Consider the following 21118-nt stretch of genomic DNA (forward strand, 5'->3'; position numbering starts at 1 on the left):
ACAGGCGTCGATCCACTGTCGCTGCTGGTCGCCTCGCTGTCGCCGCCAGCCGACTCACCGCCGTTCGACGACGGTGCCGTCCTCGCCGACCGCGACCGCCCGGTCCCCGCCCGGCGAGACCGAGACGGCCATGAGCGGTTCCGGCGCGCTCGCGTCGACCTGTTCCCATCCGGTCGCCGCTCGCTCGTAGATCACCCCGTCCGCGTCGCAGGCGATCGTCTCCGCCTCGCGGCGGGCGATGCCACAGAGCGCCTCCTCGCCCACCCGTTCGGGCGTCCACGTCGACCCGCCGTAGCGGTGGACGATCCCGTCGTCTGCACTCACCAGACAGTCACCCCGCCCCAGCGTCGCGAGATTCTCGAGCGTGCCGCTCGCGTCGCCGAGCCCGACGCGCTCGAATGACTCCCCGCCGTCGGTCGTCTCGAAGACGCTATCGTTCGTATCGCAGCAGTAGCCGACCGACGCGTCGGCGAGGGCGATCCCGCTCAGACTCGAGCCGCTGCCCGGTGTGACCGGCTCGGCCCACGAGCAGTCCCCGTCGCGATAGCGCCCGCGGAGGACCGCCCCGGAGCCGTTGATCAGCAGGACCGTCTCGTCGCCGCTCGTGCCGGCGACCGCGACGCCGACCCAGTTGTCGGTGATGTCCGCGGGAGCCGTGTAATCCGTGTGGATTCCGGTTTCGGCCTCGAGCCGACCCACCGAGCCGCTGTCGCCCGCGACCCAGACCGCCTCGCCCGCGGCGGTCGCGTCGACCCCCGCGAGGTCCTCGCCCGCGGCGGCCGGGCCGTCCTCGAGAACGGTCGACCAGTCGCCGTCGCTGCCGTCGGAAGAACCCGCGGCGAGAACCAGTCCGCCGCCGCCAACCGCGTAGACCGCGCCGGTCTCGGTCACGCTGACATCGCGGAGCGTCGTCTCTGTCGGCGCGTCGACGAGACGCCAGTCGCGAGACGGCGCTGGTTCGCTCGCGTGCTCGGCCGCGGTCTCGTCATCTTCGGAGGGGGCGGCCGAGCCACCGCCGCTGCCCGCTTCGGTCTCGGCGCTGTCGGGCGTCGCGGCGGTCGCCGTGCCGTCGGCGGTCCCGGCGCTGCCCTCGGTCACCGTGCGATCGGCGATTTCGGTTTCACTACCGGTCTCGAGGCCGACTCCGGTATCCGCTTGCTCGCGCGGTGCGGTCTCCGCGTCCGTTGCTCGAGTATCGGTCGCCGCGGCGTCCGCTCTATCGCTCGTCCCGTCGCTCCCGGTCCGTTCACCCGTTCTATCGCCGCCGGTGCCGTCGCTCGACAGTTGCCACAGGTACAGCGCGACCGGCGGCACGACGTAGGATGCGAGCGCGAGCACCGCAAAGCCGCGGTGGACGATCGTCAGCGTCCCGAACGCGGTCATACCGGCCGCCGCGACCGCGTGAACCCACGACTTCGCGTAGCGGCGGAAGAAGGGGGCGAAGCCGTCGCCGGATCGCGAATCGTGGGTAGCCATTGGTCGAGCCCCGGGCGTGGGTCCACCTATCCGACTGGCGAGCAAAAGCGTGCTGCAGGCACGGGGTCAGAACCCGTGGGGCTCGTCGATCAGCACGAGTTGGGTCCGGTCGTCGACCCGCTCGTGCTCGAGGGAGACGAGCTTGCCGACGACGCTGCCCTGCCCGTAGACCTCCTCGGCGCGGGCGTCCTCGAGCGGGTAGGCGTACTCACGGACGCGCTCGACGGCCGTCTCCCAGTCGTCGACGATCTTGTTCGTGCTGCCGACCAGGACGAGCGATTCGGCGGCGAAGGCCCACGCGCCGACGGCGTTGCCGAGCGCGTTAGCTCCGAGCAGTTCGCCGCTCTCGGCGATGGCGTTGACGCTGTCGACGAAGACGTCCGCGGTCGTCGCCTCGCGGCGCGCCCGAAACCGCTCCTCGTCGTCGTCGATCTCCTGTAACCGGGCCCCGAGGTAGTCGAACCCGTCTTCGGCCTCGAGGTCGTCGGTGAAGCCGATCTCCTCGAGGGTCGTCGAGTGGCCGTCCATCACCTCGGCACCGTCGGGGAGCTGGTCGCGGAGGTGCTCGCGTGCGCTCTCGCCGTCGTCGAAGACGTGGACCGCGACGTTTCGCTCCTCGACGTTCGAGACGACGCGCTCGATCGTCTCGTCGTCCGGCGCTCGATCGAATCGGGACTCGTCGACCGCGAGGTCGTCCGCGAAATCGTCTTTCGTGTAGTAGTCGTCGCTCATCGCGGTAGCCGTGGTTCGACGCCGCGACGGATCAACGTGGAGCAAGCGAATACCGGCGGTTCGCTCGCAGCGACAACGGTGGCGCTGTCGACCCAGGAGCTACGATTCCGTCTCGATCGAGAGGGTGAGAACGCCGTTGTTGTAACTCGCCTGCCGGTCGTCGCCGAAGGCGAGCCCCGGCGGGAGCGGCGTGACGGTTCGCTCGGCGATGTCGCCGTCGCAGTCGACCGCGATCCGGACGCGACGCGAGCCGACTTCGACCGTCACGTCGTCGATGGCCGCGGGGGCGACGTCGACGGCGGCGCGGAGGCGGTCGGCCGGCCCTTCGTAGACGAACTGCATCGGATAGGGAAACGACGCTACTCGAGGCTGGGAGGGAGAGGACATGGTCGCAGTTCCGACGACGGACGGAAACGTCCCCGCCTGAACAACTGTGCGCTTGATACCTGCTGGCACGGCCGGGGCGTCGAAGCGAGAGTACTGGGCGACAGGAGAGCACAGTGGCGGCGTGAATTCGTTCGCTCTCCGGGCTCAGAGGTAACCGAGATCCGCTAACCGCTCTTTGGTCCCCTCGCGCATCTCGACCTGGCCCGACGCGCCAGCCTCGGTGAGCGGCTCGAACCGCTCCTCGAGTCGCCGCCGAAGCGCCCGCACCCGCTCGGGTTCGTCGTCGCTGATATCGGTGTGCTCGAGCGGATCGGTCCGGACGCGATGGCAGCGCTCGAAGCCGTCGTCGCCGCGGACGTACTTGTACTCGGCCGTGCGGACCGCCCGGAGCCGGCGATCGAATTCGCGGACCCGATCCGGAATCTCGCCGAACCGCGCCTCGAGGCGTTCGATCGAAGGCTGGGGCGCGACGTACTCGGCGAAGACGGCCTCGCGCGAGTCCGCGTTCGAGTCGGGATGGAGCGACCGGCTCGACCACTGCTCGCGCAGTTCGGGGTCGTCGATTCCGGCCGTCTCGAGCAGCGTGGCGGGGAGATCGAGCAACTGGACGAGGTCGTGGCGTCGCCCGCCGTCGGTGAAGGGGCCGCCGTGACAGACCAGCGGGACGTTGAGCAGCGTGTCGTAGAGGTTGTACTGGTGGCCGAAAAAGCCGTGCTCGCCGATGTGCTCGCCGTGGTCGCCACAGACCACGAACAGGGTGTCCTCCCACTCGCCGGCGTCCTCGAGCGCGTCCCTGAGCCGGCCGACCTGCCGGTCAACGTAGGCGAGTTCGGCCCGGTAGAGCCCGCGGAGCAGGGCGAACTCGTGATCGGAGATGGCGTAGTCGCCGCAGTCGTAGGCGCGGGGGTCCTGCCTGATCGCGGTCGCTTCCTCGTAGCTGGCACCGTCGGGGAGGAACCGTTCGGCGTACTCCTTGGGCGGGTCGTACTGGACGTGTGGCTCGATGAAGTTACAGAACAGGAAGAAGGGGCGACTCTCGTCCCGGCTCCCGAGCCAGTCGCCGATCCAGTCCGTCGCTCGCGCGGAGCCGTCGTCGCCGTCGGGTTGGAGGAGTTCGCTGTAGAGGATGTTGGCGGCGTTGACGAGCGGGTTCCCGTCGAAGAGCCGGTTTCGGGTCGCCTCGAGTTTCTCTCGGAGGTCCTCGCCGCGGACCACTGCGCCCATGTCGGCGTCGGACTGGACGTACTGCCAGCCCTTGCGGAGTTCGTCGAACCCGCGGTCGAAGCCGAACTCCTCGGTGATCCACGTGTTGTTCGAGACGCCGATCGTCTCGTATCCCGCGTCGTCGAACGCCTCGGGGAGGGTTCGCAGTCCGTCGTCGAGGTAGGTGTGGCCCCCGTGCGTGCCGTGTTCGGAAGGATAGGTGCCGGTGAAAAACGAGGCGTGAGAGGGAAGCGTCCAGGGTGCGGTCGCGAAGGCGTTCTCGAACGCGGTCCCCGTCTCGGCGAGGCGCGTCAGCATCGGCGTCGGGTGTGCGCCGACGGAATCGTCGCTCGAAGACGTTCGATCGCCCGGAGCAGGTCGGGATCCGACACGGTCGGCGGTCGGCGCGTTTCGGTCGTCCGGAAACGGCTGCATTCCGACGCTCTTCGCCCGGGCCGTATCAAGAACCACGAGAACGACGTTCCGCACAGTACTATGTGACTCGTCGTCACGTCCGTTAGAGTCCGCCATGGATACCCTACGTTATCCGCAGGCAGGGAAGGTCGCCTGCCCGGAGTATGCAGGGCCGTAATCGGAGACACCGGCCGATTTTCGGTCGAACACGCCTGAGTGCGGTAATATCTGATATCGCGCTGCAGTCATCCACGGGCGAGTGCGACGCGGGCCGGGTATTCATCTGCCGGTCGAATCTTCATCCGACCGGACGGTGTAGGCCCCGTGAGCGGACGCCGGTGGCCCGACGGTCGCGAGTCCGACGGCCGGCCACCGGCACTGTCGCTCGGAGACTCCGATGACTGAACACCACGATCACGACGCGACGACGGACGGTTCGATGGGCGCATTCGACGAGATAGACGACCTCGAGGCCCTCGATGAACTGGACGCTCCCGCGGGACGAGCCGCTTCGGCGGCGTCCGACGCGGTCTCGAGCGGGACGCTCCCGGTTCTCGGCGGCGGCCTCCTGCTGGTCGCCGCGATCCGCTCGATGGCCCGCAACCGGGCGCGGGCGATTCCGCTCGGTATCGCCGGCAGCGGGCTGGTCGGCTTCGGCCTTCAGCAACGCCGCTCGAGCGACGAGGAGTCCTCTGGGGTTCCGGACGTCGAGGGCGGAACCGAGGGGAAGGAAACCTCGGATCAGGCAAGCGCCGCCGCCGAGCGCGTCGATTCCGGGCGGGAATCCGAGATCCAGCCGGACGGCGAGATTTCGGACGAACCCGAAATCGACGAGACGGCGGACTCGGGCTCGCAGATCGAGTTCACCGAAACGCCGGACGAGGACGACTCCCGCTCGCGGCCGGATCTCGGCGCGGACGAGGAGGAGCCGCGGCGCGATACCGACACCGAGGGCGTAGCGGTCGACATCTCCGATCCGGCGATGGCCGACGAGGCCAGCGAGGCGACCGGGCCGTCGCCCGAACAGGCCCAGCCGACCCAGACCGACGACACCGAACCGGAGGACAGCCCCGCGGAGGACGCCTCCGACATGAAGGTCGAGCCACCGGACGAGGGCGATTCGGAGTCGGAAGAGGCAGACAGCGACGCCGACACCGACGACGCCGACGATTCTGACGACGAGAGCGAGCGGTAGCCGCTCGGTCTCGCCCGCGTGCCGTCTCTCTGACTGACGGTGGATAATCGCCTCGAGCCGCCGACACGAAACAGTCGACGCACAACGGGGACGAGCTACTGCGAGCGGGACGGTGATCGTCGCCGGAAACTGCTGACACGCTCGGAGCGGTAGAGGACGGGCAACACCACCAACGCGGCGACGGCCAGTCCGAGCGCACCGCTCCCGGCGAAGAGCGCGACGGGCCAGTAGTAGCCGGTGGCGGCGATGAGAGCCGCGATCACGAGCGCCGCACCGACGGCCCTCGCGGTGAGCCGGCCGCTGTCTCGAATCGGACCGCGACCCGAGTCCAGCGCTCGAGCGAGGACGGCGAGTTGCCAGCCGGCGAACGCGCCGAGGGACGCGCCGAACAGGAGGACCGCGTCGGGGTCCGCGCCGCTCACGACGACGGCGATGGCGGCGAGGCCGACCGCGAGGCCGAATCCGAGCGTCCCGCGGTGGGTCGGATACCGGTTCAGGAGCCCCCACGTGAGGAGCAGGAAGCCCAACCCGACCCCGATGCCGGCGACGACGTCGACGAGGTAGTGGACGCCGAGGCCGACCCGGGAGAAACAGACGATCGTCACGATTCCGACGGCCCCGAGATATCGCCGCCGCCGCGTGCCGACGGACAGGTATTCGGCCAGACTCAGGTAGACGATGGTCGTCAGCAGGGCGTGACCGCTCGGAAAGCCGTAGCCCGTCGCGGTCGCGGTGGCTTCGTACAGCGGGTGGACCGTCTCCGGAAGCGCCCCGACCTCGACGAGGACGCGCTCCGGTCGCGGGAGCGCGAAGACGTGTTTCAATCCCGTGATGAGCGAGAGCCCCGCCAGTAGGAGCCCGCCGATGGCGGCGACCTCGTCTCTGCGTTCGGTTTCCCTCCAGTAGAGGGCACCGACGAGCACGCCGAGAAACCACACGTCGCCGAGCTGGGTCACCAGCCCGAGCACGACGACGACCCACTCGGGGGCGACTTCACGGAACGTCTCAAACCAGCCGATTCCTCGGGACATGTCTCACGTTAGGACCGACGGGCCATATAAGCGATTCCGCTCGGCCGGACGTCGGGACCGACATCGAACGCGACTGCCGGAACCGTTTCACGACGGCAGAGAGTCACGCTAGCACGGGAAAACCCTCATTTCCGTGTCAGCTGTAGCCTCTCGAGACGCGCCACGGGTCGGCGTCACGAGGGGACTGCAATGAGTGAGACATCGGAACCAGAACCCGAATCCGAGCGCGAACGCATCGATCCGGAGTACGACCACCAGCGCGAGGACGGCATCGACGAGGCCGCACTCGAGGCCCTGCTCTCCGAGTACGCGATCGGCCGGGACGACCACGAGAACGCGCCGGCGTTCGTGATCCGGCCGGACGACGTGCAGGCGGTGGTTCGCCTACTGCGCGACGAGGCGGGGTTCGACCACCTCTCGTGTATCACGCCCCAGCAGTACGAGGATCGCTACGAGTCGATCGTCCACATGACGAAGTACGATCGGCGGACCCACGAGGTGACGCTGATCGTCCCGCTGCCGACGGGGGCGCCCGTCTGCGAGTCCGCCGAACCCGTCTTCCGAACCGCCGACTGGCACGAGCGCGAGGCCTTCGACCTCGTCGGGATCGAGTACGCGGGCCACCCCAACCTCACCCGCATTCTCCTCCCCGAGTCGTGGCAGGGCCACCCGCTCGCGCTGGACTACGATCAGGACAAACCGCAGGTCGTCAGCTACACCGAACACGCCAACCCCCTCGCCGAGGATCGGCGCGACGAGGAATCGGAGACGATGTTTCTCAACATCGGCCCCCACCATCCGGCCACCCACGGCGTGCTCCACCTCGAGACGGTACTGGACGGCGAGTCGGTCGCCGACGTCGAACCCGATATCGGCTACCTGCACCGCTGCGAGGAGCAGATGTGCCAGCAGGGGACCTACCGCCACCAGATCATTCCCTACTCGAATCGCTGGGACTACACCGCGAACCTGCCCAACGAGTGGGCGGTCGCCCGCGCCATCGAGGACATCGCCGACATCGAGGTCCCCGCGTACGCGCAGGTCCTGCGGACGATGGGAACCGAGTTCGGGCGCATGCTCGGCCACTTCCTCGCGGTCTCGACGTTCGCGCTGGACGTCTACGGCGACTTCACCGCCATCTTCCAGTACGGCATGCGCGACCGCGAGGTCGTCCAGGACATCTTGGAGGACCTGACCGGCCAGCGGATGATGTTCTACTTCTTCCGGCTGGGCGGCGTCTGCTGGGACCTGCCCGAACCCCGCGCGGAGTTCGTCGAGAAGTGCCGGGACTTCCTCGACGAACTCCCCGCGAAGGTCGACGAGTATCACAGCCTGCTGACCGGCAACGAAATCTTCCAGCGGCGGACGATGGGAACGGGGGTGCTCGAGCCCGAGGTGGCCAAAGACTACGGCTGTACGGGTCCCGTCGCCCGCGGCTCCGGCATCGACTACGACCTCCGCCGCGACGACCCCTACGGCTACTACGACAACCTCGAGTGGAACGTGGTCACCGAGGACAGTTGCGACAACCACGCGCGGGTCCTCGTCCGACTTCGGGAAGTCGAGGAATCCGCGAAGATCATCGAGCAGTGTCTCGACCTGCTCGAGGACTGGCCCGAGGACGAGCGCACGGTCCAGAGCAACGTCCCGCGGACGCTCAAACCGGATCCGGGGACCGAGACCTACCGCGCCGTCGAGAGCGCGAAGGGGGAACTCGGCATTTACATCCGCGCGGACGGCTCGAACTCGCCGGCCCGGTTCAAGATCCGCAGTCCGTGTTTCCACAACCTCTCCGCGCTCCCCGAGATGGCCGAGGGCGAGTACGTCGCCGACCTGATCGCGTCGCTCGGCAGTCTCGACATCGTGTTAGGGAGCGTCGACCGCTGACCGAAACCCGCCGAGCTACTCGCCACCGCCCGCCTCGAGATACTCGAGACAGTGCCTGCGAGCAGCGAGGATGTGGTCGACCGTCTCGCCGGAGGCCTCTTTCGCGAGTCCCTCGAGTTTCTCTGCGATTTCGGCGATCCGGTCGGCCTTCGGTCCCGGTTCCGGCTGAGTCAGGTGGCCTTCCTGTTCCTCGAAGACCCCCGCGGTGATCGAGTTCAGTTGCGATTTGACCGTCCGGTCCGCGCTATCGGTCGCCTGCTGGAGGTGCTCGCGTACTCGCTTCAAGTGTTCGTCGGGCTCTCTGTGATCGTCGCCGGCCATGGTCGGTTCGAGACGCCGAAGACGGAAGTGGACGGCCCCTGAATACACTGCCGGCTGTCTCTTCTACCGTCGGCTGCCCCCGATTGTGCGATCGACCGTGTCCGGTCGAGCAAATCGCCGCACTGACTTCCGGCCGGCGGTACCGACTCTCGGCCGGCAGTAGGCGGATTGCTCGAGTCGGCACAGTGGTGAACTCGATTCCCGCGGGATATTCGAACGGTTCCGCCGCACGTACCGGTGATATTCCCCGATATCCCTGACGAAATCGACAATCGTTAACTGTGGCGGCGTCGGGAACCCGAACACATGTCGATCGATGGACGGCGGTCGAACGTCGGTATCGGTATGACCCGCTGGTCGCCGCTGGAGCGCGACTGGAAGCGCGTCGCCATCGGGATCGCGACCGTCGCGCTCGAACTGCAGATCCCGCGGTGACGAGATGGCTGTTCGCCGCCTCCTCCCCGGTTTCGTCGCCCTCTTTCTCGGTGCGTTGCTCGCGCGGACGGCCGCTCAGTGGCTCGGGTTTAACCAGCTGCTACTCGCCATCGCACTCGGGTTCGTCGCGACGAACGTCGTCGGCGTTCCGGCGCGACTCGAGCCCGGTCTCGCAACGCACAACCTGTGGCTCGCCGCTGGGATCGTCCTCATGGGCGCATCGATATCGATCGGGACCGTCCTCGAGGTCGGCGGGCCCGTGTTCCTCCTCGTGATCGGCGTCGCCGCGATCTCGCTCGTCTTTGTCGAACTGCTCGCGCGAACCGTCTTCGGATTGACCGAACGACTCGGCTCGCTGCTCGCGGCCGGCGTCAGCATCTGTGGCGTCTCCGCGGTCGTCGCGGTCGCCGGTGCCATCCGTGCGCACGAGGAACAGATCGCCTACGCGGCGGCGACGGTCCTGCTGTTCGACGCGATTACCATCGTCGTCTACCCGATCGTCGGCGATCTGTTGAACCTCTCGGGACCGGTCTTCGGGATCTGGGCCGGCGTCAGCATGTTCTCGACGGGTCCGGTCGTCGCGGTCGGCTTCGCTCACTCCGACGTGGCCGGACAGTGGGCGACGATGACGAAGCTCTCGAGAAACGCGCTGATCGGGGTCGTCGTTCTCGCCTACGCGAGTTACTACAGTCGGTCCGAGGGCGGTCGTCGCCCGTCCGTGCGAACGCTCTGGAACGAGTTCCCGACGTTCGTTCTCGGATTCTTCGTGCTCGCGATTATCGCGAGCGCTGGCGTTCTCACCTCGGCACAACGGGCGTCGATCGAGAACGCCTACAGCTGGCTGTTCGTCCTCGCGTTCGTCGGACTCGGAACCGAAATTCGACTCGCCGATCTCCGGAGCACCGGCCTGCTGCCCGCGATCGTCGTCCTGCTGGCGTTGTTCGGCAGTAGTGCGCTCTCGCTGACGGCACTGCTGGTGTTGTTCTGAAACCGTTCACCGAATCCGCCGATCCCGATTCGACAGTAACGCCGTCGAATACCGCAATTCGGCCCGACGGAAGTCAGGACGTGTCGGAGATCGCAGTGACATGTTCCACTCCGACCGTCCGGGAGACGGCCCCGACCGGATGCCGATCGCTGCGATCGGGTGTGACCGCGGAACATACTTAGCGATGAGCGCGAAACTGATCGACGTATGGAAAACGGAGAGTTCGAGGGATACGGCGGTCGACACGTCCCGGAACCGCTTCGAGAGCCGCTCGAGCAACTGGCAACGGCGTACGACGACGTGGCCGACACCGACGCGTTCCGGTCGGAACTGCGCGACCTGCTCGAGGAGTTCGCCGGCCGGCCGACGCCGCTGTACTACGCACGGAATCTGAGCGAGCGCTACGGAGCCGAGATCTACCTCAAGCGCGAGGACCTGCTCCACGGCGGGGCCCACAAGATCAACAACGCGCTCGGGCAGGCCCTGCTGGCCAAGCGGGCCGGCCGCGACCGGCTGATCGCCGAGACCGGGGCCGGTCAGCACGGCACCGCGACCGCGATGGTCGGCGCGCTGCTCGGCCTCGAGACGGAGATCTACATGGGACGGAAAGACGTCGAACGGCAGGAGATGAACGTCTTCCGGATGCGCCTGATGGGCGCCGAGGTCAACGAGGTCACCCGAGGTGACGAGGGGCTGGCCGACGCCGTCGACACCGCACTCGAGGATTTCGCCGAAAACGTCGAGAACACCCACTATCTGGTGGGCAGCGTCGTCGGCCCCGACCCGTTCCCGCGGATGGTCCGGGACTTCCAGAGCGTCATCGGTCGGGAGGCCCGCGAGCAGATACAGGATCGCACGGGCGACCTGCCCGACGCCGCGGTCGCCTGCGTCGGCGGCGGCTCGAACGCGATCGGCCTGTTCCACGCCTTCCGCGAGGACGATGTCGACTTCTACGGCGCCGAAGGCGGCGGGAAAGGCTCGGACTCGAGCCGGCACGCCGCCCCGCTCGCACAGGGGAGAGACGACGTGCTCCACGGGATGAAGACGCGGGTCCTCGACGAGGACGTCGACGTCCACTCCGTCTCGGCGGGGCTCGACTATCCCGGCGTCGGCCCCGAACACGCCATGTTCCGGGCCGTCGGCCGCTGTGAGTACACTGGCGTCACCGACGACGAAGCGCTGGCGGCCTTCCGCGAACTGAGCGAGACCGAAGGGATCATCCCGGCCCTCGAGTCCAGCCACGCGATCGCTCGAGCGATCGACCTCGCGGAGGCGGGCGAGCACGACACGATCCTCGTGAACCTCTCGGGTCGCGGCGACAAGGACATGGAGACGGCGGCCGCGAAGTTCGACCTCTGAGCGGCGACTCCGATCCCGTCGGCCGTCGACTCAGCGCTCGAGGTGTGCCTGAACGCGACCCATTAGGGCCGCGGCGTCGTCGTCTTCGAGCCGATCCCGCGACAGCGACAGCGCCACGTCGTCGTCCCCGAAGCGAGGGAGGAGGTGGACGTGTGCGTGATCGACGGTCCCGACTAACGGCCCGCTGGTGTGAAAGACGCTGAACCCTTCCGGCTCGAGCGCCGTCTCCAGCGCGTTCGAAACGGTCCGGACCGTTTCGAAGACGGCGGCCGAGTCCGATTCGTCGATCGTCAGCACGTCTTCCTCGTGGACGCGCGGAATAACGAGGCAGTGTCCGGTTACGGCCGGATTCTGGTCGAGAAACGCAACCGTTCGCTCGTCTTCGTAGAGGACGTGCGCCGATCGATCACCACTGAGAATCCGACAGAAGTCACAGTCGTCGTGCATGGCCGAACTCTCTTCCGAACCGACATATAGGTATCTCCATCCGACGGTATCGTTGGACGCTTACAGGAGACCGCGTTCGTCCCGTAACGTTCGATACGACTCGAGATACCGGTTTGCCACCGCCGAGCGATCGTAGTCGGCAAAGGCCTCGTCGTACTCGCGGTGCTCTAAGTCGCCCGCCGCGAGGATGGCTTCCGCCAACTCGTCCTCGCTGGTGGTCCGGAACCCGCGGTCCCAGCCCTCGACGAGTTCGTGGGCGCTCGAGTCCGCGTGGTACTCGACGATACCCACGCAGCCGGCGGCGATCGCCCACAGCATCTCCGTCGGGAAGACGCAGTGGTCGGCCGTCTGGGCGAAGACGTGGGCCCCGCGGTAGGCCGCGATTCGCTCCTCGAGGTCGAGGTCGCCGAGGAACGTTACCCGATCCTCGATCCGGAGGTCCCGCGTCAGTTGCTCGTAGGCGTCCCGTTCCGGTCCGTCCCCGACGACGTTCGCGGACCAGTCCCGGTCGCGGAGTTCGGCAAGTCCCAACAGCAGGCTCTCGAGGTTGGCACCCTCGTCGAGCCGACGGGCGTAGATCACGTCGACTTCCTCGTCCGGTTCGACGTCCCGAATCAGATCGCAGTCGATCGGATTCGGCATCGTCTCGACGATGTCGCCGTCGGCCCCGAGCTCTCGGACCCACGTCCCCACGAGTTCCGAGGGCGTGACGATCCGGTCCGGGCGACCCGTCGCGAACCGCGTCCACCGGGTGTCGGTAACGCCGCCATCGCCGTACCACTCGAGGACCAGCGGCGCTCGCGCGAGCGTCGCCCCCCAGTTGGCTGCGACGACCTGACTCGGCGGTTGTGCGCTGGCGTGAACGATATCCGGACTCGCGGCCGCGAGAACGAACGGGAGTCGCAGGAGGAACGAACTCCGGGCTTCGGGGCCGTTCGAGACCGCGTGATAGGTGATTCCGTCCGCGTCGAACGTGGACTCCTCGCCGGCCCAGAACCCGGCGCAGTACCAGTGGACGTCGTGGCCGTGCTCCGCGAGGAGTTCGCAGACGGTCCGCAACCGCTCGTTCGTCTCGGTGGCGCGGTGGTGTGCCGTTTCGAACGAGACGAACGCGATTCGCATCTGCTCGCAGAATGCGAGCGAGAGGTTAAAAACTCCCTGTTTCGGTCGAATCCGGGTCCCACAGTCACCGGGTCACGAACGTGCGTCGCCGAGACGGCTAGAAAAAGCCATCATCGGTATCGTCCGTCTCGTTGGCCGTGCTATCGTCGTCCGTGCTATCATCCGTCCCATCACCATCGCCGTCACTCTCGTCATCGTCGCTCTCGCTCTCGCTGTCGTCCCCATCGCTCTCGTCATCACTGCTCTCATCGTCACCATCACCCTCGCCGTCATCGCTGTCGTCCTCATCGGTTCCGGTTCCCGCGTCGTCATCGTCCCCGGAGCCGACCTCGGTTTCGTTGCCGCCGTCGCTCTCGTTACCGTCGGTCTCGTTGCCACCGATACTCTCGTTGCCACTGCTCTCGTTGCCGCCGATATCGATCGGGTCGGGATCGGATTCGTTGTCCTCGAGGTCGCCCTCCTCGTCCCCGTCGGTGCTCTCATTCTCGGAGCCGCCACCCGCCGTTTCAGAGTCAGCGCCCTGACTCCCCAGCGACTCTATTTCGCCGTCGGAGTCGGGCATCTCGACCGAATCGGCCACGAACAGCTCCGGGCCGACGGCCGCGACGGTCATCCCGAACGCCGCGAGGATGAGTACGGTCGTCACGAGGACGGTCCCGACCGGCGACTCGTCGATCTCGTCTGCCATTGACCGTGTTCGGGACGCTATACGGCTTTGTTAAGCGCCGCCATCGTCCCCCGTTCCCGACACGACGGCGGGGGATCGACCCCGTGTCACGCGCGTCGTGGAATACCGCCGTGCGGACCGTAACTGGTCCCTACTCGCCCGCGTCCGCCGGGCCGACCGATCCCACCGACCGAAACGACTACCCCTTCGAGTCCGTACGCCACTGGCATGAGCAGCTACGACATCGAGCGCTATCTCAACGTTCGCAGCGCCTACGGTGCCTCGTTCGGCCCCGACGGTGAACGCCTCTCCTTCCTGATGAACACGACCGGGACCCCGCAGGTCTGGACCCTCGAGGAGTCCCGCGGCTGGCCCGAGCAGCGGACGTTCTACGACGAACGGGTGACCTTCGCCTCGTGGTCACCGGAGCGCCCGGAGCTGATCTTCGGGATGGACGAGGGCGGCAACGAACGCGCACAGCTGTTTCGGTTGGACGCCGAAACGGGCGAAATCGAGAATGTGACCGCGATGCCCGACGCGAAACACCGCTGGGGCGGCTGGAGCCACGACGGCGAGCGGTTCGCCTTCACCTCGAACCGCCGCGATGAGTCCGTCTTCGACGTGTACGTACAGGGCCGCGACGAGCGCGGAGACGAGGCACAGTTGGTGTACGAGGGCGACGGCTGGCTCTCGCTGTCCGGCTGGAGCCCCGACGACTCGCGGCTGCTCGTCTCGCAGGCCTACTCCAACTTCGATCAGGACCTGTACGTGCTCGACCTCGAGGCGGACGACCCCGACCTCGAGCACCTCACGCCCCACGAGGGCGACGTTCGCTATCAGAGCGCGAGTTGGGCTCCCGACGGCGACGGGATCTATCTGGTCACCGACGAGGGCGACACCGATACCCTGTATCTGGCCTATCTCGACCTCGAGGGCGGGGCGCGAAGCGCCCCGGAAACTCGAGCGGGGAGGGAAACGACCCGCGAGAGCGGCGACCTTGAGACGGTCGCCGACGGCGATGGCTGGAACGTCGGCGGCATCGCGCTGGACGACGAGACGGGGCGGTTCGTCTACTCGCGGAACGTCGAGGGCTACACCGACCTCACCGTTGGCGAGTTCGATCCCGACGCGCCGACCGAGTTCGAGACCTTCCCCGAGCCCGACCTGCCGGGCGGGATCTCCGGCGGCGTGGGCTTCGACCCCGACGCCGAGCGGTTCGCGCTGTCGACGAGCGGCGACACGGTCAATACGAACGTCTTCGTCGTCGATATCGAGACCGGCGAGGCCGAACAGTGGACGAGCGCACCGACCGCGGGCATTCCCCCCGAATCGTTCGACGACTCGGAGCTGGTCCACGTCGAGAGTTTCGACGAACTGGACGTGCCGGGCTTCTTCACGCTTCCGGACGACTACGAGGAAGGCGAGACGCCGGTTATCGTCGACATCCACGGCGGTCCAGAGAGCCAACGGCGACCCTCCTTCTCGAGTGTCAAACAGTACTTCCTCGACCGGGGCTACGCCTACTTCGAGCCGAACGTCCGGGGCTCGTCGGGGTACGGTGCCGACTACGCGAGCCTCGACGACGTCGAAAAGCGAATGGACTCGGTTGCGGACATCGAAGCCTGCGTCGAGTGGTTGCAGGATCACCCTGCCGTCGATCCCGATCGGATCGCCGCCAAGGGCGGCTCCTACGGCGGGTTCATGGTGCTCGCCGCGCTGACCGAGTACCCCGACCTCTGGGCCGCCGGCATCGACACCGTCGGCATCGCCAACTTTGTCACCTTCCTCGAAAATACGGGCGACTGGCGGCGCGAACTCAGGGAGGCGGAGTACGGGTCGCTCGAGGACGATCGGGAGTTCTTGGCGGAAATCTCGCCGATCAACAACGTCGAGAACATCGAGGCCCCGCTGTTCGTCCTCCACGGGGAAAACGACCCCCGCGTGCCCGTCGGCGAGGCCGAACAGATCGCGGAGAAAGCGGCCGAGCAGGGCGTCCCCGTCCGAAAGCTGATCTTCGAGGACGAGGGCCACGGCTTCTCGAAACTCGAGAACCGCATCGAGGCCTACTCCGCGATCGCCGACTTCCTCGACGAGCACGTCTGAGTCCTCGAGTGATCGGCGTGGGCACACCAACCTGCCGTCCGGATCGGCAACGAAAAGCATTGGAATAAGATCCAGAGATTTTTACACGTTCACGAAATAGGGAACCACGTGCCCGCTATCGAAACCTCCAGCCTGACGAAACGGTACGGCGACTCGGTCCTCGCCGTCGACGACCTCGATTTAGTCGTCGAGGAAGGCGAGATATTCGGCTTCTTAGGCCCCAACGGGGCTGGGAAGTCGACGACGATTAACATGCTTCTGGACTTCGTCCGCCCGACCGAAGGTTCCGCGACGGTACTCGGACACGATATCCAGCGAGAGTCGAAAACGATCCGCTCGCGCATCGGTGTCCTCCCCGAAGGTGCGACGCTGTACGATCGGCTGACCGGCCGCGAACACCTCGAGTGGGTCATCGACAACAAAGGCAGCGACGACGACGCCGACGAACTCCTCGAACTGGTCGGCCTCGAGCCCGAGGCCGCGGCGCGATCTGCCGGCGGCTACTCGAAGGGGATGGCCCAGCGTCTCGGATTCGCGATGGCACTGGTCGGTGACCCCGACCTCCTGATCCTCGATGAACCGTCCTCGGGACTCGATCCCAAGGGAATGCAGGAAATGCGCGAAATTATCACTGCCGAAGCCGACCGCGGCACGACCGTCTTCTTCTCGAGTCACATCCTCGGGGAAGTCGAGGCGGTCTGTGACCGTGTCGGCATCATGAACGACGGACGACTCGTCGCGACGGGAACTCTCGACGCGTTGCGCGAGAATCTCGATCTCGACGCCTCGATCTCGCTGACGGTCGACACCGTCCCCGACGCGCTCGTCGCCGACCTCGAGAACCACGAGGGCGTTCGCTCGACGACCGTCGACGGATCGACTATAACGGTCTCCTGTGCGTCGACGGACACCAAGTACGATGTTGTGACACAAATCGGTGCGGCGACGACTGTCCGCGATATCGTCTCCGAGGACGCCTCCCTCGAACGGCTGTTCAACACGTACACGAACGGCGAGCAGCCGCGTGAGGAGGACACCGACGCGGAGCGGGCCGACGCAGAGACGGAGGTGTCGGCATGAGCGTCCTCGCCGTGGCGAAGAAGGACTTCCTCGATGTCCGGCGGGCGAAGAGCGTCTGGGTCGTCAGTGGACTGTACATGCTGCTCGTGGCGTTTTTGTTCTACTTCGGCCAGAACGGAACGACGGACCCGAACGTCATTTATCAGTTGTCGACTCTCACAACCGTCGGGACGCTGTTCGTTCCGATCGTCGCGCTCATGATGGTGTATCTCACGATCGCCGGCGAGCGGGAGTCGGGAAGTATCAGGTACCTGCTTTCGCTTCCGAACACGCGACGGGACATCGTCATCGGGAAGTACCTCTCCCGCGGGGCCGTCGGTACCGGCGTCATCCTCGTCGCGTTCGGCGTGGGCGCGGTGATGACGGTTTTGTGGTACCCGTCGCTCGAAGCGACCGTCTTCGGCGGCATCGCCGGCCTGACGGTGCTCCTCACGCTTGCGTACGTCTCGGTCGCCATCGGCATCTCCGCGGCGACGGGAGCGCGATCGCAGGCGATGACCGGGACGATCGGGTTCTACTTCGTCAGTAACTTGCTGATGATCAGTCCGAACCTCTCGATCGTCGCCGCGCTCGAGTACGTGCTGAACGGTCGGCTCGGGATGGGTATCTCCGATCACCTGTTCGAGTTTATCCGCATGCTCAGTCCGACGATCGCCTTCAGGAAATCCCTCCCGCTCGTCGTGCCGAACGACGTGACGGTGTTCCCGGCGAACGCGGACCCCTCGGCCCCATCCTACCTCACACCCGAAGTCGCCTTCACCATTCTGGTCGCCTGGCTTGTCGTTCCGATCGCGTTCGGTCTGTGGCGGTTCAACCGGACCGACCTGGATTGAACGGATCGGCGGTATCCGCTCGGTCCACTGACTCACCATCCGTTCTCTCAGATCACGCCCGTTTTCGTCGCTACGTCTCGAGCCGCGCGCTCGTTCATCCCGTTGCCCAGAATCGTGTAACGGTCCCGGATCTCGTGGCAGGTCGTCAGCGACTCGATGATCGTCTCGTCGTCGATCCCGAGTTCCTCGGCAGTCGTCGGCGCGTCGATGCTCGAGAGCGCGTCGCGGATGTCCCGCCAGATCCCGTCTTCGCCCTGATGGAGGTAGGCGGTTATGATCGAGCCGACGCCGACCTGATGGCCGTGCAGAGCCGCCTCGGGTGCCAGCCGGTCGAGTTGGTGGGAAAAGAGGTGTTCGGCCCCGCTCGCCGGCCGCGAGGAGCCGGCGATGCTCATCGCGACGCCCGAGGACATGAGTGCCTTGGTGACGACCCACGCGGACTCCTCGAGGCCCGGGCGGATCAGATCGGCGTTGTCCACGAGGATTTCGGCGGTCATCTCCGAGAGCGCGGCGGCGTACTCGGAGTACTCGACGTCTTGGAGTCGTCGGGCGAGTCGCCAGTCCATCACGGCGGTGTAGTTCGAAATGATGTCGGCACAGCCGGCCGTGGTCAGGTCCCACGGCGCATCGGCGAGGATGCCGGTGTCGGCGACGACCGCCAGCGGCGGTTCCGCGGCGACGCTGTGCCGGGAATCTCCATCGGGAACGGAGCCGCGATTGCTAACGATCCCGTCGTGACTGGCCGCCGTCGGCACCGAGAGAAAGCCCATATCGAGGTGGTGGCTGGCCAGTTTCGCGATGTCGATGGCCTTCCCGCCGCCGATCCCGACGAGGTAGGAGACCTCCTCGGCTTCGGCGGCCTCGATCACCCGCTCGACGGCGTCGAAGGTCGCCGTCTCGATCGTGACGATCGCGGGCTCGATCCCAGCGGCCTCGAAATCGGCCGCGATGGGGTCTGCGGCAACCTCTCGAGGCGTCGGACTCGTGATGAACAGCGGCCGCCCCTGTAGGTGGAGATCATCGACCACGTCGAGGACCTCGTCGCGAACGCCGTGACCGACGACGACGTTTCGCGGGAGGCGAATCCACGTCGACTTCTCGAACATAGTGGCCCTGACACACCCCCGGGACATGTGTTTTTCCTCGTCGGCGCGCTGGGTGGGCGGAACTCCGATCCGTCAGCTTCGCGCTCATCGGCTCGAGTTCTGTCGCGTCGAAAACGATATCTTATATACTTACTAATATGAACGGTGGGATATGATCGGCGTGCTCGCGCGCTGGCTCGGCCTGCTCGTCGTCGGCTATATCGCCGGTCGACTGTACGGGCGGTTCGCAATTCGACGCAGGGGTACCGACGGTCAGGGATCGCGAGGGACGTACCGGTTTCTCGCCGTCGTCGGCATCGCCGCCCTTCTCGTCCTCACGTTTTCCGGCCTCATCGATGCGACTGAGACGGCCCTCTCGTCCGTCCATCCGATACTGGGCAGTGGCCTCGCCACGCCGCTCGCGTGGGCACCGGCGGCGGCCGGAACGATCGTCGCGAGCCTCGTCGCGTACCTCGGCGTATTTCCGTCCGCTCGCGAGCGGCGAGGGCTCGAGATCAGCGCATCGACGGCAGTGACCCGTCTCGGCAAGTATCTCGTGGCGGTCGCGATATTCTGTCTGGGGTTGCTCGCCCCCTTCACGGCACTTCTCGGCGCGTCGGATCCGAGTCCGCTGTTGATTCCGGTCGTGTTCGCCGTCCTCGCCGTCGGCGTCTACGCCTGGCTGCAGTACAGTATTCGACTCACGCAGGACATCTCCGAACCGACGGCCGAACAGCGGCGACGGCTCGAGACCGCGGCCGACCGGACCGATCTGACGGCGACCGTCGCCGGCGTGTTTTCCGGCCGTGAAACCGAAACGGCCGGACTCTACCTCGACGGCCCGTTCTGGAACCGGCAGCTATATGCGACCGATTACGCGTTCGACGTCCTCGACGACGAGGAACTGGCGGCGCTGTGTGCACGCGAACGCGCCGCGGACGACCTCCGACTGCTCGAGCGCCGATCACTCGTCGTGGCGGTTCTCTTCGGGCTGTTTCTGACCCTGACCGTCTGGACGTCGGTACTCGTCGCGCTCGTCGGCCTCGCCGTTTCCTGGCCGCTCCTCGTCTGGTACCTCCAGCGCTGCGAGTTCGCCGCCGACCGCCGTGGGGCTCGCGAAATCGGGGCTGGGCCCCTCGCGAGCGCCTACGAAGCACACTCCGGCCTGACCGATAGTCGCAGTCGGCTCCACGAACGGCTCGCCTCGACGCCGTCGACGGCGCGACGCCTCGAGCGCCTCCGGGAGTCCGATTAGAGCGTCTCCAGAATTCCCAACACGCGCTCTTCGGCCTCGCGGTCCGGCCCGTTCTCGTCCCCGTCGCGGTCGCTCTCGAGGTGAGCCGCGGCCGAGCGCTCCATCGCCGTCTCGAGCGGCGTCGACTCCCAGCCGAGGGCCGCGAGTTTCGCCGTCGAGAGGACGTGCGGATAGGTCCGGTAGAGGGGATAGTCGTCGAGTTCGATGTCGCCGGCCGCGAGTTCGCGGGGGCCGGCGTGGACGAGATCGACCGCCGTCTCGAGCGCGTCGGCGATCAGTTCGACCATCTCCTCGAGCGTGACGAGGCGCCGGTCGCCGACGTTGTATGCCTCGCCCGCGTCGCCGCGTTCGGCGACGATCCGCAGAGCGCTGGCGACGTCCTCGACGAAGACGCGGTGTCGAAGGTTCGTCCCGTCGCCGGGGACCACGACGCGATCGAATCGGTTCACCCGGTCGATCCACCAGTCCAGTCGCTCGGTGTGGTCGTGGGGGCCGTAGACGATCGGCGGTCGGACCGCCATGGCGCGGACGCCGTCGCCGGCCGCTGCGAAGACGGCGCGGTCGCCCTCGGCCTTGCGATTGCCGTAGGTCTCGACGGAGTCGTCGGTCGCCTGCTCGGCCGTACAGGGGTGCAGCGAGGTCTCGCCCTCCCGCTTCGGAATCTCTTCGGCGCCGTAGGCCGCGCCGCTCGAGACGTAGACGTAGGCCTCGCAGTCGTCGAAGATCCGGGTCGCGGCGCGGACGTCCTTCGGGTGGTAGGCGACGCAGTCGAAGACGGCGTCCGGCTTGACCGTCATCGCGGCCGACTCGAGGGCGGTGTCGTTCGTGCGGTCGCCCTCGACGTGGTCGACCCGGTCGTCGTCTTCGAACGGGTTCTCGCTGGTTCCGCGATTGAAGATCGTCACGTCGTACTCGTGCTCGAGCAGATCCTCCACGAGGTGGCGACCGATAAAGCGAGTGCCGCCGATAACGAGTGCGCTGTCCATGTGTGGCCCCTCACGGCTGTGAGAGAAAACGGTGGCGGACGACGCTCGATCGTCTCGCGTCGTCGTCCGATCGGCGTCTCGGTCCGACCGAGGCGGTCGGCGACGAACTCCG

20 protein-coding genes are annotated in these 21118 nt (G+C 66.8%); 9 read left to right on the forward strand and 11 right to left on the reverse strand.

The features are described from left to right. Window positions 1-54 precede the first annotated feature (54 nt). From ACT4ML_RS03540 to ACT4ML_RS03555, 4 genes are all read right to left on the reverse strand, one after another. Window positions 55-1476, reverse strand: a complete 1422-nt coding sequence (locus ACT4ML_RS03540) for a WD40/YVTN/BNR-like repeat-containing protein (RefSeq protein WP_444719617.1) — start codon at window positions 1474-1476, stop codon at window positions 55-57. A gap of 66 nt (window positions 1477-1542) precedes the next feature. Further along, entirely contained in the window at window positions 1543-2208 is a 666-nt protein-coding gene (locus ACT4ML_RS03545; protein ID WP_444719618.1) for a lactate utilization protein, read from the reverse strand. A gap of 99 nt (window positions 2209-2307) precedes the next feature. Further along, window positions 2308-2595 carry an Hsp20/alpha crystallin family protein gene (locus ACT4ML_RS03550; RefSeq protein WP_444719619.1) on the reverse strand — a complete coding sequence of 96 codons (288 nt, stop codon included), beginning with the start codon at window positions 2593-2595 and terminating at the stop codon, window positions 2308-2310. A 144-nt stretch (window positions 2596-2739) separates the two neighbouring features. Beyond that, a complete protein-coding gene (locus ACT4ML_RS03555; protein ID WP_444719620.1) occupies window positions 2740-4329 on the reverse strand; it encodes a sulfatase in 1590 nt (529 codons plus the stop codon). Window positions 4330-4609: 280 nt separating this feature from the next. Here ACT4ML_RS03555 and ACT4ML_RS03560 point away from each other — a divergent pair, with 280 nt between their 5' ends. Then, window positions 4610-5407, forward strand: coding sequence for a hypothetical protein (locus tag ACT4ML_RS03560; protein WP_444719621.1), 798 nt, complete (start codon window positions 4610-4612; stop codon window positions 5405-5407). A gap of 95 nt (window positions 5408-5502) precedes the next feature. On the opposite strand, the gene ACT4ML_RS03565 is transcribed toward ACT4ML_RS03560, so the two are convergent. After that, the gene (locus ACT4ML_RS03565; RefSeq protein ID WP_444719622.1) at window positions 5503-6438 is read right to left on the reverse strand and encodes a phosphatase PAP2 family protein; all 936 of its coding nucleotides are present in this window, start codon (window positions 6436-6438) and stop codon (window positions 5503-5505) included. Between the two features lie 189 nt (window positions 6439-6627). On the opposite strand from ACT4ML_RS03565, the gene ACT4ML_RS03570 reads away from it, so the two are divergent. Beyond that, window positions 6628-8325, forward strand: a complete 1698-nt coding sequence (locus ACT4ML_RS03570; RefSeq protein ID WP_444719623.1) for an NADH-quinone oxidoreductase subunit D — start codon at window positions 6628-6630, stop codon at window positions 8323-8325. Window positions 8326-8340: 15 nt separating this feature from the next. Here the strand turns inward: ACT4ML_RS03570 and ACT4ML_RS03575 are convergent, their stop codons facing one another. Continuing rightward, window positions 8341-8646 (reverse strand): DUF7553 family protein, encoded by a 306-nt coding sequence (locus tag ACT4ML_RS03575; protein ID WP_444719624.1) that lies wholly within the window; start codon window positions 8644-8646, stop codon window positions 8341-8343. 306 nt (window positions 8647-8952) lie between these two features. Between ACT4ML_RS03575 and ACT4ML_RS03580 the strand changes: the two genes are divergently transcribed. The 3 genes from ACT4ML_RS03580 (at window position 8953) to trpB (ending at window position 11428) form a co-directional block, all read left to right on the forward strand. Continuing rightward, window positions 8953-9081, forward strand: a complete 129-nt coding sequence (locus ACT4ML_RS03580; protein ID WP_444719625.1) for a hypothetical protein — start codon at window positions 8953-8955, stop codon at window positions 9079-9081. 4 nt (window positions 9082-9085) lie between these two features. Continuing rightward, complete coding sequence (locus tag ACT4ML_RS03585) at window positions 9086-10069, forward strand: YeiH family protein (protein WP_444719626.1); 984 nt, start codon at window positions 9086-9088, stop codon at window positions 10067-10069. 207 nt (window positions 10070-10276) lie between these two features. Beyond that, window positions 10277-11428 (forward strand): tryptophan synthase subunit beta, encoded by a 1152-nt coding sequence (gene trpB / locus ACT4ML_RS03590; protein WP_444719627.1) that lies wholly within the window; start codon window positions 10277-10279, stop codon window positions 11426-11428. Between the two features lie 30 nt (window positions 11429-11458). Here the strand turns inward: trpB and ACT4ML_RS03595 are convergent, their stop codons facing one another. From ACT4ML_RS03595 to ACT4ML_RS03605, 3 genes are all read right to left on the reverse strand, one after another. Then, window positions 11459-11875, reverse strand: coding sequence for an HIT family protein (locus ACT4ML_RS03595; protein WP_444719628.1), 417 nt, complete (start codon window positions 11873-11875; stop codon window positions 11459-11461). 60 nt (window positions 11876-11935) lie between these two features. Further along, complete coding sequence (locus tag ACT4ML_RS03600; RefSeq protein ID WP_444719629.1) at window positions 11936-12997, reverse strand: glycosyltransferase family 4 protein; 1062 nt, start codon at window positions 12995-12997, stop codon at window positions 11936-11938. Between the two features lie 97 nt (window positions 12998-13094). Beyond that, the gene (locus tag ACT4ML_RS03605; protein ID WP_444719630.1) at window positions 13095-13685 is read right to left on the reverse strand and encodes a hypothetical protein; all 591 of its coding nucleotides are present in this window, start codon (window positions 13683-13685) and stop codon (window positions 13095-13097) included. 207 nt (window positions 13686-13892) lie between these two features. On the opposite strand from ACT4ML_RS03605, the gene ACT4ML_RS03610 reads away from it, so the two are divergent. The 3 genes from ACT4ML_RS03610 (at window position 13893) to ACT4ML_RS03620 (ending at window position 17680) form a co-directional block, all read left to right on the forward strand. Then, the gene (locus tag ACT4ML_RS03610) at window positions 13893-15767 is read left to right on the forward strand and encodes a S9 family peptidase (RefSeq protein WP_444719631.1); all 1875 of its coding nucleotides are present in this window, start codon (window positions 13893-13895) and stop codon (window positions 15765-15767) included. Between the two features lie 108 nt (window positions 15768-15875). Then, complete coding sequence (locus tag ACT4ML_RS03615; RefSeq protein WP_138243831.1) at window positions 15876-16847, forward strand: ABC transporter ATP-binding protein; 972 nt, start codon at window positions 15876-15878, stop codon at window positions 16845-16847. Then, the gene (locus ACT4ML_RS03620) at window positions 16844-17680 is read left to right on the forward strand and encodes an ABC transporter permease (RefSeq protein WP_444719632.1); all 837 of its coding nucleotides are present in this window, start codon (window positions 16844-16846) and stop codon (window positions 17678-17680) included. The genes ACT4ML_RS03615 and ACT4ML_RS03620 overlap by 4 nt, the downstream gene beginning before the upstream one ends. 47 nt (window positions 17681-17727) lie before the next feature. Here ACT4ML_RS03620 and ACT4ML_RS03625 read toward each other — a convergent pair whose 3' ends face one another. Beyond that, complete coding sequence (locus ACT4ML_RS03625) at window positions 17728-18786, reverse strand: NAD(P)-dependent glycerol-1-phosphate dehydrogenase (protein ID WP_444719633.1); 1059 nt, start codon at window positions 18784-18786, stop codon at window positions 17728-17730. 151 nt (window positions 18787-18937) lie between these two features. On the opposite strand from ACT4ML_RS03625, the gene ACT4ML_RS03630 reads away from it, so the two are divergent. Beyond that, window positions 18938-20020, forward strand: a complete 1083-nt coding sequence (locus tag ACT4ML_RS03630; RefSeq protein WP_444719634.1) for a peptidase — start codon at window positions 18938-18940, stop codon at window positions 20018-20020. Here ACT4ML_RS03630 and ACT4ML_RS03635 read toward each other — a convergent pair. Continuing rightward, window positions 20017-21006, reverse strand: coding sequence for an NAD-dependent epimerase/dehydratase family protein (locus ACT4ML_RS03635; protein ID WP_444719635.1), 990 nt, complete (start codon window positions 21004-21006; stop codon window positions 20017-20019). The two genes, ACT4ML_RS03630 and ACT4ML_RS03635, sit on opposite strands and share 4 nt — an antisense overlap. Window positions 21007-21118: the final 112 nt, after the last annotated feature.

This window comes from Natrinema sp. LN54 (assembly GCF_052439245.1).
GTDB classification, from domain to species: Archaea; Halobacteriota; Halobacteria; order Halobacteriales; family Natrialbaceae; genus Natrinema; species Natrinema versiforme_A.